The 14518-nt window shown below is 66.4% G+C and carries 11 protein-coding genes; 2 read left to right on the top strand and 9 right to left on the bottom strand.

Translation table 11 applies throughout. From position 1 onward, the window contains the following. Positions 1 to 9: 9 nt before the first annotated feature. Complete coding sequence (locus tag ACOTSS_RS05115; RefSeq protein WP_448690450.1) at positions 10 to 1452, bottom strand: hypothetical protein; 1443 nt, start codon at positions 1450 to 1452, stop codon at positions 10 to 12. Positions 1453 to 1466: 14 nt separating this feature from the next. After that, positions 1467 to 1937, bottom strand: coding sequence for a penicillin-binding protein activator LpoB (locus tag ACOTSS_RS05110; protein WP_448690449.1), 471 nt, complete (start codon positions 1935 to 1937; stop codon positions 1467 to 1469). Here ACOTSS_RS05110 and ACOTSS_RS05105 point away from each other — a divergent pair. Both ACOTSS_RS05105 and ACOTSS_RS05100 read left to right on the top strand, forming a co-directional pair. Continuing rightward, the gene (locus ACOTSS_RS05105; RefSeq protein WP_448690448.1) at positions 1891 to 3933 is read left to right on the top strand and encodes a hypothetical protein; all 2043 of its coding nucleotides are present in this window, start codon (positions 1891 to 1893) and stop codon (positions 3931 to 3933) included. The two genes, ACOTSS_RS05110 and ACOTSS_RS05105, sit on opposite strands and share 47 nt — an antisense overlap. Before the next feature lie 41 nt (positions 3934 to 3974). After that, a complete protein-coding gene (locus ACOTSS_RS05100; protein ID WP_448690447.1) occupies positions 3975 to 8741 on the top strand; it encodes a cytochrome P450 in 4767 nt (1588 codons plus the stop codon). A gap of 397 nt (positions 8742 to 9138) precedes the next feature. Here the strand turns inward: ACOTSS_RS05100 and ACOTSS_RS05095 are convergent, their stop codons facing one another. From ACOTSS_RS05095 to trbL, 7 genes are all read right to left on the bottom strand, one after another. Next, positions 9139 to 9558: a hypothetical protein gene (locus tag ACOTSS_RS05095; RefSeq protein ID WP_448690446.1), complete on the bottom strand. Its 420-nt coding sequence runs from the start codon at positions 9556 to 9558 to the stop codon at positions 9139 to 9141. A 258-nt stretch (positions 9559 to 9816) separates the two neighbouring features. Continuing rightward, positions 9817 to 10020 (bottom strand): helix-turn-helix transcriptional regulator, encoded by a 204-nt coding sequence (locus ACOTSS_RS05090; RefSeq protein ID WP_448691291.1) that lies wholly within the window; start codon positions 10018 to 10020, stop codon positions 9817 to 9819. A 17-nt stretch (positions 10021 to 10037) separates the two neighbouring features. After that, positions 10038 to 10250: a DUF2274 domain-containing protein gene (locus tag ACOTSS_RS05085; protein ID WP_448690445.1), complete on the bottom strand. Its 213-nt coding sequence runs from the start codon at positions 10248 to 10250 to the stop codon at positions 10038 to 10040. Next, entirely contained in the window at positions 10243 to 11460 is a 1218-nt protein-coding gene (locus ACOTSS_RS05080) for a TrbI/VirB10 family protein (RefSeq protein ID WP_448690444.1), read from the bottom strand. Before ACOTSS_RS05080 ends, ACOTSS_RS05085 begins: the two co-directional genes overlap by 8 nt. Further along, entirely contained in the window at positions 11457 to 12284 is an 828-nt protein-coding gene (gene trbG, locus ACOTSS_RS05075) for a P-type conjugative transfer protein TrbG (protein WP_448690443.1), read from the bottom strand. Before trbG ends, ACOTSS_RS05080 begins: the two co-directional genes overlap by 4 nt. Further along, positions 12281 to 13129, bottom strand: coding sequence for a conjugal transfer protein TrbF (gene trbF / locus ACOTSS_RS05070; protein WP_448690442.1), 849 nt, complete (start codon positions 13127 to 13129; stop codon positions 12281 to 12283). The genes trbG and trbF overlap by 4 nt, the downstream gene beginning before the upstream one ends. 3 nt (positions 13130 to 13132) lie before the next feature. Beyond that, a complete protein-coding gene (gene trbL / locus ACOTSS_RS05065; RefSeq protein WP_448690441.1) occupies positions 13133 to 14437 on the bottom strand; it encodes a P-type conjugative transfer protein TrbL in 1305 nt (434 codons plus the stop codon). Positions 14438 to 14518: the final 81 nt, after the last annotated feature.

Raw genomic sequence — 14518 nt, 5'->3', positions numbered from 1 at the left:
ACCCTTCTCTCAGCGGCCGAGCAGGCTGACGCGGAACGCCTTGTCGCGCTGCTGGATGTCCTTGCGCCTGGCGATCTTCGCCGCAAGCGCGCTGTCCTCGCCCGGGACATCGGCCGATACCGCGTCATCGGCCTGCGACCGTGACCACAGGATCGCGCAGGAGCCGCTGGCGGCGGCCATGATCGGCGTCTTGGTCGCCACGCTTTCCGTGCCGGTCAGATAGTCGACGCGCGCGGTTTTCAGCTTGCCGGGATCCGCGGCTTTTGCGGTCGCGACAGTGATCATGTCGGGCAGCGTGTCCCAGGTCCGGATGTCGGCCTCGGTCTTGGCCGCCGAGGCAAAGAGCGAGAACAGCATGCCCGCCCCCGCCAGGCCGAGCGTTCCCGAATCGAGATTCCCACTCGCCATCGACACCAGCGACGACGTCGTCAGCGCATCGCCGACCGCGCCGGTGGTCGCCTTGAACTCGGCCTTGCCGTTCAGGATCGCATCGATCGCCCGGCCGCCACGCGTCGTCGCCTGATAATAGACGCTGCTGGCCGGAACCGCCTCGAAAGCCGCCGTGTCGCCAAGTTCGAAACGGGCCGCCGTTTCGGCGCTCGGCGGCGGTGCCTCGAAGATCATCTTCTCGGACTGCGCGCCGGCCCGCGCCTTCATCGGCGAATGACCATATTCGGCGACCATCAGCAGCCGGTCGTCGGAGCCGGGCGCGGTGAGGCCGGGCTGCGCTTCGGTCGCGAAGCCGAAGGCTTCCTCGGCCATGCTCGGCTGGTTCTGGCAATGATAGGTCCAACCCACCAGATAGTTCATCACCGCGAAGTCGCTCTTGAATTCTTCGGCTTCGGAGATCGTGTCCTGATATTCGGCGGTACGGAACGAGGCGCGGGCGTTGTCGTAATCGCCGGCGCGCAGGTAGAGCAGGCCGCGGTAATAATAGGCCATCGCCCGTTCGTAGGGCTCGCCCTTGAAATCCTTGTTCGCTTCCTTGCGGAAGGTGTCGCGCGCCGCTTCGGCCTGCTTGTTCTTGGCGTAGACCGCCTCGATCCGCGTCAGCGCCGCGTCGAACGAACGCTCGGCGTCGCTCCACAGCCCGCGGTCCATCGCCGCGAGGCCGAGGCGCTGGAAATTGAGCACCGCGTTGCGCTCGCCGCCGGTAAAGAGCGTGCGATAGAGCGGTTTCAAGGCTTCGGGCTTGTCGGCAAGATAGGCGTCGATCTCGTCGGGATAGGGGCCTTCGCCATATTGCCGCCGGAGGGCCGCGAGCCGCTTCCGCTCGGCCGCTTCCTGGGCGCGCCGTTCCTTTTCGGCCGCCTTGGCCGCGGCCTTGGCGGCCTTGGCCGCCGCCTTGTCGTCGACGACCGGCGCCGCGTCCTGCGCCGCACCGATGGTCGGGACCGCGACCGCGGCGAGAAGCGCGGCGGCCATCCACCGGCTGGTTTGGAATTTCGACATCTTATCCCCCTGTTCTAACGGTAAACAACGTCGTCGCCCGAGGCGCGCAGGATGACATAGGGCTGGCCCGTCCACGGGATTTCGCCGGTTTCCATGTCGACCAGCTCGAACAGGACCTGGGTGCGGCGCTGGGTGAGGCCGCTACGGCCGTCGCGATTGTCGAGCGACGTCATCCGCCCGACCAGCCGGAAATCGAGCCCGGCGACCCCTGCGGTCATGCCGCGCGTCCCGACGTCGGCGACGCCAGTGCGCTTCAGCTCGCGTTCCTGCTGGATGAGGGTCATGGTTTCGCGGCTGATGAACCGGATGCGGCCGTTTGCGGCGCGGTTGAGGCTGGCGCGCAGCGCGTCGGTGATCATGTTGCGGTCGATCCGCTGGCTGCTGTCGTTGTAGAAGGCCGCGCTGTCGACGACGATGCGGGGCGGCACGGCCGAGGCGATGAAATCGGGCCGCGACATGAGTTCGCGCACGACCTGGTCGGCCATTGCGTCAATATCGCGCGATTCGATCCCGATCCCGGAAATCGCGCCGCGCCCGCCCGGGTCGAGCTCGGTCGCCTGCGTTCCCGATTTCTTGGGCCGGGCTTCCGCGGGCCCGACCAGGGCCACAGAGGTCGCGGTCGCCCACGCCAGAATCACATGCCTTGCCGAACCCTTCATCGCCTTCCCCCTGGTTGCTGCCCCCGGCCTAGGGCGCGATCGTCGGGCAAGCGTGAGCGGGGAGTCCGGATTGCGTGAAAAATTGCGTGATAACCCGCGCGGCTGCGCTATGCGTCTGGTCAGGGGGGTGATTTGCTGCATGTCTGATGCCGACGGAAAATTCAGGCTCGACCTGATGGGGCCGTTTCGTTTGTCCGCCGGCGACGGCGGGCGGATCGAAGTGGCGAGCAAACGGGGACAGGCTTTGATCGCAACCTTGGCCGTTTCGCGCGGCGGCGACCGCACGCGAAGCTGGTTGCAGGAGCGTTTGTGGGGATCGCGCCAGCAGCCGCAGGCGCAGGCCAGCTTGCGGCGCGAGCTGTCGAACCTGCGGCGGATCGTCAATGGACCGCACGGCACATTGATCGATGCCGACCACAATCGCGTGTGGATCGAACTGGACCGGGTCGAAGTGGCGGACCTGTCGTCCCATGCGTCAGGGGAGTTTCTGGAGGGGCTCGACATTCAGGGTGAGGAGGCCTTTGAAGACTGGCTGCGCGAGCAGCGGCGCGCGATCGAGGCACGGCTCGAACGCGACGCGATCGGCCAGGTCCGACTACCCGAGACGATCATCGACCTGTCGAAGCCGGTTCCGGGCTTTGCGGGCCGTCCGGCGATCGCGGTCCTCCCGCTCAATAACCTGACTGGCGACGACGCGCTCGCCTATCTCGCCGACGGCATCAGCGAGGAACTGAGCGAAGGGCTCGCCCGGCTCAAATGGCTGCCGGTGATCGCGCGCAGCGCCAGCTTCCTCTACCGGGGGCGCGAGATCGAGCTGCGCCAGATCGGCGCGGCGCTCGGCGCGCGCTACATCGTCGAAGGGTCGCTGCGGCGGTCGCGGGACATCCTGCGGCTGGGGCTGCAGATGGCCGACGTCGAAACCGGCCTGTCGGTGTGGTCGCACACGACCGACATCCCCCTCGCCTTCACGCAGGCCATGCTCGACGAGCTGATCCGCGAAATCGTCGGCGTGATGGACATGCGGATCGACGCCGCGGAAAAAACGCGGGCGAGCGCCCGGACGCCCGACCGGATGGACGTCGACGACCTGATCTGGCGCGGCCGGTGGCATCTGCACCGCTTCACGCGCGAGGATTCCGAGCTGGCCGAATCCTGTTTCCGGGAAGCACTGGCGCTCGCGCCCAACTCGGCCGAAGCCCTGATCCAGCTCACCTTCTTTCACGCGCGCTCGATTTGGGCCGAGCGTAAGGAAGAAGGGAGGATGCGCGAGCTGCGCGCGCTGGCGCAGCGTGCGATCGTCGCCGACGGCGAGGACGGCCGCGGCTTCATGTACGCCGGCATGGCCGAGCTCTGGATGCGCCAGACCCGGAAGGCGCTGGCTCTGTTCGACAAGGCGGTCGAGCTCAACCCCAGCCTGTCGCTGGCGCATGCGCAGATCGGCAGCGCCCATATCCTGCGCGATGCGCCGGCCGCGGCGGAGGCTCCGCTACGCCTCGCCCTGCGCCTGGGCCCCAATGACGAGCATAATTTCTATGTCCTGGGGGAGCTGGCGGTCGCCCATTACATGATGGGCCAATGGGATCGCGCGATCGATCACGCCGATCAGTCGCTGCTGCGCCGCACGGCCTATTGGTACGCCCACACGACGAAGATCAACGCGCTGGTCGAAAAGGGCGGGATCAAGGAAGCGCAATTCGCGGCGCGACACCTGATGCAGGCCAAGCCCGACTTTTCGCCGCGGTTCGTGGACTGGCTGCCTTTTTCCGATCCGCGCTGGAACGATCGCCTGAAATCGGGGCTGCGACGAGCGGGCATAGGCTGAAGACTAGCGGGACCGCGGGGGCGGTAAGTGGGGGGCATGACATGGCGTTCTTCAAATGGTTCGGCCAGATCGAAGCGTTGCGCGCGGAAGACAAGGGGCTCCCGCCGAGCCCGCTTCCGCCCTTCGACTTCGCGGCGCTGACGCCGAAAGGCTGGCGCGCACGCATCGCGCAAGCCGCGGGCTCCTTCGCCTTTCAGCGCATCATTCCGCCGGTGCTGCGCCTTTGCCAGACGATCTGGCCGGTTCCGTCGCTTCCCTTCCTGAATCTGGCGATCGTCACGCGCGACGACGATGTGCGCGCGGTGCTGAACGATGCCGACCGGTTCGGCGTGCCCTATGGGCCGGAGATGTGCGATCTGGGGGCCGGAACGACCTTCGGCCTGGGACTCGACGGCGCGGCCCACAAGCGGCAGCGCGAGATCATGGCCGCGGCGATGCACGCCGGGGATCCTGCGGCCTTTGCCGAGGATCTGGCCGAAATCCTGGCCCGGACCCAGGCCTGCGCGGAGGCGCTGCTGGAGAATGGCGCGGGGCGGCTCGACGTGATCCGCGACTATATCACCCGCATCGCAACCGAAACGGCGCAAGGCTATTTCGGCCTCGACATCGCCGATTCCGACGCCTTCGCCGAATGGTCGCTCGCGGCGTCGTGCATGTTGTTCGGCGATCCGAAGGGCGATCGCAAGACGCGCGACATCGCGCTCAACGCCGGCGCAAGGCTGCGCCTGTCGCTCGCGAACTCGATCAACCGCGCCCAGCGGAACTGGTCCAGCCACCCCAAACCGAGCAAGGGACGCCTCAAGACCATCCTCGATCGCCTGGTCCTGCTCCAGCGCCAGCGTGCCGGAGGGCCCGACCCGATCAGCGATGCCGAGATCAACGCGATCCTGATGGGCATGGTCACCGGCTTCATCCCGACCAATACGCTGGCGGCCGCCAAGATGCTGGCCGAACTTCTGCGCCGGCCGGACGTCATGACCGAGGCGAAGGATTGCGCGCGCACGGGCCGCCGCGACGACATGCGCCGGATATTGAAGGAAGCCGCGCGGCTCGATTCGGCCCTCGCGCCCGGTCAATGGCGCGTCGCGCGAAGCGATGCCGTGATCGCGGCGGGAAGCCCGCACGCGCGCCGGGTCAAAAAGGGCACGGTCATCATGGTCTCTACCATGACCGCGCTGCGCGACCCCCGCCGGTTCCGCCGGCCCAACCGGTTCCGCACCGACCGCGACGTCGAGGGCGACCTGATGTTCGGCTGGGGTCCGCATGCCTGCATGGGCTCGCACATGGCGATCGAGCAGATCACCACCATGTTCATGACCCTGCTGGCACGCCCCGGCCTGACGCCGGCGCCCGGCAAGGAAGGCCGGATGGAATATACCGGCGTTTTCCCGACACGCCTCGACATGCTCTATGATCATCCGGGTGCGACCCAGTCGATGTTTCTGGTCGTCGTGCCCGTTCCCGCGCGATCCGGGGTCACCAAAGAAGAGATCGACACGAAGATCGCGCGGCTGCACAACCCCGCGAAACCCGCGGTTCGCAAGGCGTTCGACGCGAGCGGAATCGTCCATTTCGCATCGCTCGCGACGGTCGATTCGGAGGCGGGGCTCCACATCGTCCTCGAACTCAGCGTCGACGGCCCGGCCGAGGCCGCGATCGAGGCGATCGCCGGACAGGCCGGCGCATTCCTGCGCCCGGTCTTCGCGGTCGCGGGGCTCGGCGCCAGGGAAGACCTCGCCGGCTTCCTGCGCCGCCATATCGTCCGCCTGCACAGCCGCCCGTGGGGCGCGACGGGGCTCGACTATAACGGGACGAGCGAATTCCCGGCCGCGATGATCGCGCGCCAGCGGGACCTTGCGGCGCATGTCGAGACGATATTGGCCGAATATCTGGGCCGCGAGATCGGTGGCGGCAACCATGCGATGCGCGCGCTGACCTATGTCCGCCGCATCCTGAAGGGCGATCGCTATCATCTGCTGATGACGCGGAGCCGGCGCAATCCGCTGATCCGCGAGGCGCTGAAACGGCGATTCGACACGCTGATCCTCAAGCCCAGCCGCGCGCGGCTGAAGCTCGCCGACTATCGCACGCCCTCCTATAAGTCGGCCGCCCGGGCCTTCCTGACCTCACGTTCGGGACTGGTGCTGACGCTGCCGGTGCTGGCGCTCTGGGCGGCGCTCGCGGTCGGCCTGTGGCGCGTCGTGGCGCCGCCGGCGGTTCTGGCATGCCATGTCCCGCCGCGATGGCCCTGGGCGTCGTGGCGCGCGATTCATTGCGTCGTCGACTGGGCCGCCTTGCCGCGCGCGGGCTGGGAGCTGTTGACGGTGCTGGGCGGCGCGACCGTCGCGGCCGCGCTTGTCATAGCGGCGCTGATCTTCGGTGCCGTCACGCTGCTCCGCCGCAAGGAGACGTCCGACCGGATCGACGGCAAGCAGGCCCCCATCGACAAGCTCGCCGCGATCATGCGAACCGAAGACGAGCCCGGCCATGCCCAGAATCATATCATGGCGGTCGGAACGCTGAAGCCGGGGCTGTTCCGGACGCTGATCCACGCCTTCGCGCTGTGGGCGATCAAGATGATCATCGTCTTCTACTATCGCCCCGGTTTCGTGATCAACATGGGCACGATCCACTATGCGCGCTGGTGGCGGCTGCCGGGCACGCGGCGGTCGATATTCTATTCCAACTACGACGGCAGCTGGGACAGCTATCTGGAGGATTTCATCACCCGCGCGCGCTGGGGACAGACCGCGGTCTGGAGCAACTGGCAGGGCTTTCCGCGAACGCGCGACCTGATCTTCGGCGGCGCGGAGGACGGCGACCGCTTCAAGCGCTGGGTGCGGACGCAGCAGCAGCCGGTGCCCTTCTGGTACAGCCGCTTTCCCGGTCTCACGACCGACCAGATCCGCAACAATGCGCTGATCCACCACGGCATCGCGCGGGCGCAGAACGACAGCGAAGCCCGCGAGTGGCTGCGCTGCTTCGGCTCGATGCCGCGCGTCGAGAATCTGATCGAGACGCACGAAGTGCAGTCGATCGTCTTCCGCGGCATGCCCTCGCTGCCGCATAGCGCCTGCCTCGCGGTCGAACTTCCCCCGCGCGACGATCGGGCGCTCGGCAGCTGGCTCGACTGGATTTCGGGCGGCGATCTGCCGATCGACCGCCGCAGCCGGCCCGTGATCGACGCGCACCCCTCGGCCTTCGACCGCGGCCGGGGGCGGTATGCCAGCCTGCTTCAACCCTATTGCGTCGCCTTCGGCGACCGACAGTCGATGGGCGAGGATAATCCGGCGGGGGTCGAGCCCTATAAGGGTCACTGGCCGCCCGGCACCGGCGCGCGCGGCTCGATGGAAAGATCGGTGTTTCTCGCCTGCTCGGCCGCCGGATTCCGCAAAATCTGCGCCGGCCTGTCCAACGGTCTGGGCGAGGACCTGCCCGCGGGCTTCTCGCCGGCGTTCCAGATGGGCATGGGGAAGCGGGACCGGATATTGGGCGACCGCGGCGCGGCGGCCCCCGAGGCCTGGCGCTGGAGCGACGTCGACGCATCGGGCCGGCCGGCGGTCGAGGCCGCGATCTTTCTCTATGCGAAGGACGAGGCCGGGCTCGAGGAATCGAAAGCGGTGCATCAGGAACTGCTCGAGGCCTATGGCGGGCGCCTGATCTTCGCGCGCGATTGCCAGCCGGTGGGCGACCGCCCGCAGTTCGAGCATTTCGGATTTCGCGACGGCATATCGCAGCCCGTGATCCGCGGAACCGAGCGCTTCACCCGCGGCGCGCCCGAACGCGACATCGTCGAACCGGGGGAATTTCTGCTCGGCTATGCGAACAACCAGGGTTTCCTGCCGCCCAGCCCGCTGATCCGGCAGGAAGCCGACGCGCAGGACAATCTGCCCGTCCCTTCGGCCTCCGACCTCAGCCGCTTTCCCGATTTCGGCGCGGGGCGCTCGGGCGGGCTGCCGCGCGACTTCGGGCGGAACGGCAGCTATCTGGTGATCCGCGAGCTCGAACAGCATGTCGAGGCGTTCGACGCCTTCGCCGAAACCAAGGCCGCCGAACTCGTGAAAGCGAGCGGATCGGTGAATGCGGGCGCGTCGGCAAGCCGGCAGACCGCCTATCCCGACCTGTTCAAGATCGCCGGGCAGCTTCCCACCAAGACCTGGATCAAGGCGAAGATGGTCGGCCGCTGGCCCGACGGTCGGCCGCTGGTGGGCAATCCGGTCGAGCAGCCGAAGCCCGCCCGCACGCGATCGGCGGACGAGGAGCGGCGGCGCCAGACCATCGGGGAGCAGGCGACGCGCGACATCGTCCATTACCGCGACGAACGCTTCAACGACTTCACCTACGGCATCGACGATCCGCAGGGCTTCGCCTGTCCCTTCGGCGCCCATATCCGACGGGCCAATCCGCGCGACAGCAAGGAACCCGGCGATCCGGCCGAACAGGCGATCACCAACCGGCACCGCCTGCTCCGCCGAGGCCGCAGCTATCACGACCGCAGCGCCGGAAAGGACGAAAAGGGCATCGTCTTCGTCGCGCTTTGCGCCGACCTGGAGCGTCAGTTCGAGTTCGTCCAGCAGACCTGGGTCAATTCACCCGCATTCCACGGTCTGTCGGGCGAACCCGACCCGCTGACCTCCCCCGACCTCGACACCGAACGCAGCTTCACCATCCCGACCCCGGCGGGCCCGGTCAAGCTGACGGGGATCGAGCAATTCGTGACGGTGCGCGCCGGCGGCTATTTCTTCCTGCCGAGCCGGTCGGCGCTGGCCTTTCTGAAGGAGACGGCGTTGGAGTTCGGCAGGGCGTAATCGCTTCCCGAACGGCCGACGGCCGGGCACCAAGGCCCGGCCCGATTGCCACGAAACGGCCTGGCAGGGGCAGCAGGACACAACAGGAACTTGTAACTATTTGAAATATAACAGGTACAGGCCCGAAAAAGTGCGATCTACCGCAACTTCGACCGTCAATTTCATGGGCTGTAGTGGGACTTTTTGGGATGATTTCGGTGTTTTCGACCAAATGATTCTGGCGTGCGACGAGCCGTTTAAGCTCGTCTGAAAATGACGTCGATTTGTGGGGTCAACGTTCCAAATCGCTGCCGATGTCGTCGCGCTGAAACCGAGAAATGCCGGCCCACGGCGTCAGCCGAATTTCAGCCCTTGCCCCGATTCTGCGCTATTGTGTTTCTACCGGTCCGAGGCGGGTTCAGCCGGACCGAAGTCGTGGGGGAGCTCCCGTCGATACCCAACTCGTCGGCTGCTCGGGCCCATCCTGCCAAATGCCGTTGCTCAATTCACCGACATCGAAATCATACTCGTTATCGCGCTCCCAGAGCAGAACGAGCGTCTCGTTATTCGGGGCACTTGCGATCGGCTTGCGGTATCGGAAGCCGGGTTCGCTCATCCACCAGTCTGGCTGGGGACCCGGACCATCGATCCATTCCCCTGCGTGCAATTGTCCGGCAGCGATCAGATAATCGAACTCCTCATCGCCCTCGCTCCAACCCAGCAGAATATGCTGGTCGTCGGGCGCCGTAGCAATTGGCTGCCACGTTGACGGCTGGTAGAGCGGCGCCGACTGGCCCTCCATCATGAACCAGTCACGAAACTTTGACAGCAGGCCCATATCGATACTTCCTCCCGTTAATAAGGGCCCGCGCCGCGGATCGCGCTCCGCGGACGGGCCAGCTCAAAACACAAGATTGCGCGGTGCCCGGCGGTGACGAGTTCAAGGCATGCGCTCTCAGCGGAGAATGGACGCGTCGGCGCAACAACAATGCCGCAGCAGGAGATGCTGAACGGCCTCGCCGTCGAGAACAGCAGGTCATGCGGTCCTCTTGAGCGCGTAGCGATCCTCTCGCATCGCGGCGTCGCCGCCGCTGACTCAGTCGAGAGCTCGATAATTGACTGGGTCCGCAAACCACCGATCCACCTCGGTTTCGCGCCATCCCGAACTGTGCGAACTAATTCGAATTTGCGTTGGAAAGGTGCCGTCTGCCATCTTCCTGTAGATCGTCGAACGCGAGAGGCCGGAGCGGACGATGACGTCTGGCAGACGAAGAATCCGGTCCGGCTTATCGACAATCATTGTTTCGATTATCATCGCTATCTCCGCCGGTTACGCATGAAACTGCGGTCGCTTTCGAGGAAATTCTCAAGCATGGAGGGGATGAGGTCGATCACGCTCTCTTTTGTGCCATAGGCCGCCTCATAAGCGGCGGCATAGTCCGCCAGCGCCGCGTCCAGATCCGGCAAGACTTGAATCACAAGTTTCACCGGTCTCCTGTCGGGGAGTTTTGCCAGTTTGAGGTCAGGCACCGCCCCCTCCCCACGGCTTGAGTATCAGGTCCTGATGGACCACGATCCGGAGCGGCCAGCCAGGCCGAACCTTGAGCGACGGCTGCACGTCGAGGTTGCGAACGACCAGCTGATCGCCGGCGCGGGCGCCATTCTGCTGGGCAGATTCGCGGATGGCCCGCACAAGGTCGCTCTCGCTACTGCCCCACCCGAGTTCCGTGCCGACACCGAGCAGGGTCGAAAGTACGACCCCCTTGAGCAGCTGCCACGTATGGCGATCGATACGGTCGGAAAGCCCAGCATAGCCTTCGGTGTCGCTCGCCGGGACGTTATTGATCCGGATCGACGAGCCGTCGGGAAAAATGATGCGCTGCCACACGACGAGAGCGCGGCTCTGCCCGAATGCCACGACGCTGTCATAGCTCCCGATAATCCTCGCCCCTTGCGGGATGAGGAGCGTGTTCCCGGTGACGCTGTCATAGGCATTCTGGGTTACCTGTGCGGTCACAATCCCGGGAAGGTCCGAATTCAGGCCGGTGATGAGGCTTGCGGCAATGATGCTCCCGGCATGAAGGGTCCAAGGTGACACCGGCGCGGTGAGCCGATGCGGGTTCACCTGATCGCCCTCGCCGGGTCGTCCCACGAGACCATTCTTGCGCTGCCGGCCGCCCGCGTCGGCGCCGCCGGTCATTTCACCCTGCACTGCCGCCGGTTCGCGTTTCGCTTCTGCAGGGTCAAGCGCGGCGGGCGCCGCATTCGCGGTTTGAAGCATGAGGCCGGACTGGCGCGCTGCACGGACCTCGGCCGCGAGGCGCTGGCGCTCGGTCTCGGCATTCTGCGCGGCCCGGGCGGCAGCGTCGGCTTGCGGATCGTTCGGCATAGCCATGTCCATCTCGCGCTGCTTCTCGAGAATAGGTCTCCCCAGATCTCCGGGCAGTTTCGGACCGAGCGGCGGAACATCACCGTAACTCGAAGGCGCGCCAACGAGAGCGTCGGATGGCGCCTTCGCCGCAACCGCGCTGCGGTTATCATCGAAGCCGACCGACCCAATACCGACAGGCTTCAGCGCGAGCCAGGCGGCGCCCGCAACGATGGTAGCTCCCGCGCCGACGATCGCCACGATCGCGCCGCGCCGAAAACGAGTTGCGCGGGCGGGACTGGCGCGCAGCACCAGCTTTTCCGGGTCGATCTTCGGCGGTGCGCCGGTGGCGGGCGGTGCAACCTCGGTCATGCGCCCACCCTCCGGCCTTCCGACTTCTTGCCGAGGCGGGTGATGCGGACGATCTTCTGCTTCTTCGCCCCGAGCCGAAGCTCGGCGGCTGCGAACAGGCGATCGACCACATAATAGCGTCCAGCGACACGGTAGTTGACGAGTTCGGCCTCGCCCGTGTCGCCAAGGACGAAAAGCGGCGGCGCCTCGCCCGTCCCGAGGTCGGCGGGAAATTCGATCCAGGTCTGGCGGCCATCGTCGAAAGCCCGGATCGGACGCCAGGCGGGCGTGTCTCCGCTGATCCGGTAATTGAACTGCAGCCGCTCGATCGCGATGCCGGCCGACACCGGTCTCGCCGCGGCCGCGTTTTCGCGCTGGCGTGTCAAGGCCTGCATTTCGTCCAGCGGATAGGTCCAGCGGATCGAGGTCATCGCCGTCGACACCGTGCTGGTCAGCTGAACATGATAGACGCGCCTGTCGGTCGCTATAATCAGATTGGTCGATAGGCCTGGCGCGAATGGCTTGATCAAAATATGCGTGCGGCGCCGCTCGCCGCTCCCGCTCGTCGTGTCACCCACGGTCCAGCGCACGGTGTCGCCGGCGGCGACCGAGGTCAGCGTCTCGCCAGGTTGCAGCGCGATATCGCTGACGCGTTCAGGCGCTGCGAACAGCCGGAAAAGCGCGCCTTCGCTGTATGGATAAACCTGAACGGCATTGAGGAATCCGGACTTCAAGGGCTCGCGGATCGCCGCTTTGTTCGCAGCGGCGACGCTGGACGCGCCCTGCGCGAGGACGGGCGGCACGGCGGCAGCGAGGCTGGCGCACAAAATGAGGGGGCGGATCATCGAGCTTCTCCTTCGAATACGGGTTGTGTCGCCGGCAGCGGCGCGAGAGCGGGATCGAGCGGCGAGCCAAGCGGGAGATTGGCAGAGGCCGTGCCCTGCGTGTCGGGACCGGCCTGCGCCGATGGCGCCGAAGGCCCGGCGGTGGCCGGAACGGCGTTCGGTGTCTCGAGTTCGCGGCTCCAGTCGATCGCATCGACATAGAGACCGAGCGGATTCTTCCGCAGCACTTCGGCGGAGCGGGGCGGCTGGCGCTTCACCGTGACGACGGCGGTCCAGCGCGACGTCCCCGAAAGGCTGCCGCGCTCAAAAGCCTGCTCGGTCCAGTTGAGGCGAAAGCTGTTGTCCGACGCGCGCACGACGCTCGTCACCTGCACCGAGACTGTGCGCCGGCCTACCTCCGCGAACGGGTTTGACGCGCGTGCATATTCGCCGAGGAACATGGCGCCCCGCTCGCTGGCGAAGTCATAGGCCGACAGCCAGTTCTCGCGCATGAGGACCGCGTCGAGCGAGCGCGAGCGGATATGCGTGATGAAGCGCCCCAGATGCCAGGCGATCTGGGGGTCGCTGGGATTGAACGGCGTATCGGCCGGAGCGACCGCGAGCGCCTGGCCGAGCTTGTCGACCTCGACGACATAAGGCACGACGCGGCTCTGCATCGATTGCCAGACGAGCGCCGACGATAGGCCTGTCGTCAGCAGCAAGCCGCCGAACGCCATCAGCCTCCAGTTTCTCGCCTGCACGCGGGCGGAACCGATCCGCTCGTCCCAAAGCTGCCCGGCCCGTTGATAGGGCGTTTCGGGCTCGGGCGTCTGCCCATAGCGCTGCACGGCGCGTTTGAAATGCATGACTTAGTCCCTTTCGTTGATGTCGGGTGTTATGCCTGCGCCGCCCCGATCGCCTTCCTTGATCGTGTGAGCCGCCATCTGTCGGCGGTGGCGGGCCGTCTGCTGGTTCTGCAGCTGGCGCGCCCATGCCGGCGCCGCGTGGGGCGGCGCGGACGGTGAAGAGGACGTCGCTGGCGCGGTGTTCGAGGTTCCGGCATCCCACGCGGCTTGCCGACCGCGCTCCGCCGCAGCGGCGATCCCGCCTGCGGATCGGAGCCGATTGGCTGCGGCCCCTTTCGCGGCCGACGCCATGCCGCCGAGCCCCGCCCGCACCGTGGGTGAGCCCGAGCTTTCCTGCCCAAGCTTGTACGATGTCGAAGCAGCGCTCCCCATGGACGTGCCGGCGCGGATCGCGCCGAGCCCTGCCCCGCCAATGCCGCGCGCCGCGGCGGCAGCGCCGGCGCCGCCCATGGCGAGGCCGCCGGCAGCGAGCGCGGTCGTGGCGATGGCCGAACCGGCGCCAAGCTGCGGCGCCCCCGACACCAGGCCCGACGCGATGGCCGGCCCGAAGATGGCGAGTCCGAGGAGGGCAAGGCTGGCGAGCATCAGCGACACCGCCTGTTCGATCGTCACCTGCTCACCGCCAAGCGCGCCGGTGAACTCGGCGAAATAGTTCGAACCGATGCCGACGATGACCGCGAGCACCATGACCTTGATGCCCGAGCTTATCACATTGCCAAGGACGCGCTCGGCGAGGAAGGCGGTACGGTTCCAGAGCGCAAAGGGAACGAGGACAAAGCCCGCCAGCGTCGTGAGCTTGAACTCGAGGATGGTGATGAACATCTGCACCGCGAGAACGAAGAAGGCGACGACGACGATCAGCCACGCGACAAGAAGAACGGAGATTTCGACGAAATTCTCGAAAAAGGCGACCGGTCCCACCAGTTCTTCCGCCCTGACCAGGAGTGGGGCCGCCGCCTCGAAGCCGATGCCGCCGAGCCGTCCGGGGAGCAACAGGTCCGCCGCCGCGATCGCACTGCCGCCGGCGGTCAGGCCAAGGCCGGCGAACGACCGGAAGATGATCTCCGACAGCGACTGGAAATTGTTCAGGATCAGCGCGAAGACGCCGACGTAGAGGATTTTCTTCAGAAACTTGGCGATGATATCGTCTTCGCCGCCGAGCGCCCAGAACAGGCCGGCGAGCGTGATGTCGATGCCGATGAGGATCGTCGTGAGGAAGCCGACATCGGGTCCAAGCAGCCCGAAGCCGCTGTCGATATAGGCGATGAACGCCTGCATGAACTGGTCGATGATGTTGAGATCGTCCACGGTGCGGCTTCCTCCATGAAATTTGTCGCGGGGGCCTGCGGCCTGAGAGGCGGCGGTCGCGGCAGCCCCCGCGACGGGGCA

The organism is Sphingopyxis sp. NJF-3, from assembly GCF_053514865.1.
This window is presented reverse-complemented; position numbering and strand designations above follow the sequence as displayed.

What these genes read in the sequence shown, in the direction of transcription:
- trbG (WP_448690443.1), bottom strand. Translation starts at nt 12,284, where the DNA reads ATGATCCGCCCCCTCATTTTGTGCGCCAGCCTCGCTGCCGCCGTGCCG.
- ACOTSS_RS05100 (WP_448690447.1), top strand. Translation starts at nt 3,975, where the DNA reads ATGGCGTTCTTCAAATGGTTCGGCCAGATCGAAGCGTTGCGCGCGGAA.
- ACOTSS_RS05090 (WP_448691291.1), bottom strand. Translation starts at nt 10,020, where the DNA reads ATGATTGTCGATAAGCCGGACCGGATTCTTCGTCTGCCAGACGTCATC.
- ACOTSS_RS05105 (WP_448690448.1), top strand. Translation starts at nt 1,891, where the DNA reads ATGAAATCGGGCCGCGACATGAGTTCGCGCACGACCTGGTCGGCCATT.
- ACOTSS_RS05110 (WP_448690449.1), bottom strand. Translation starts at nt 1,937, where the DNA reads ATGGCCGACCAGGTCGTGCGCGAACTCATGTCGCGGCCCGATTTCATC.
- ACOTSS_RS05095 (WP_448690446.1), bottom strand. Translation starts at nt 9,558, where the DNA reads ATGGGCCTGCTGTCAAAGTTTCGTGACTGGTTCATGATGGAGGGCCAG.
- trbF (WP_448690442.1), bottom strand. Translation starts at nt 13,129, where the DNA reads ATGCATTTCAAACGCGCCGTGCAGCGCTATGGGCAGACGCCCGAGCCC.
- ACOTSS_RS05080 (WP_448690444.1), bottom strand. Translation starts at nt 11,460, where the DNA reads ATGACCGAGGTTGCACCGCCCGCCACCGGCGCACCGCCGAAGATCGAC.
- ACOTSS_RS05115 (WP_448690450.1), bottom strand. Translation starts at nt 1,452, where the DNA reads ATGTCGAAATTCCAAACCAGCCGGTGGATGGCCGCCGCGCTTCTCGCC.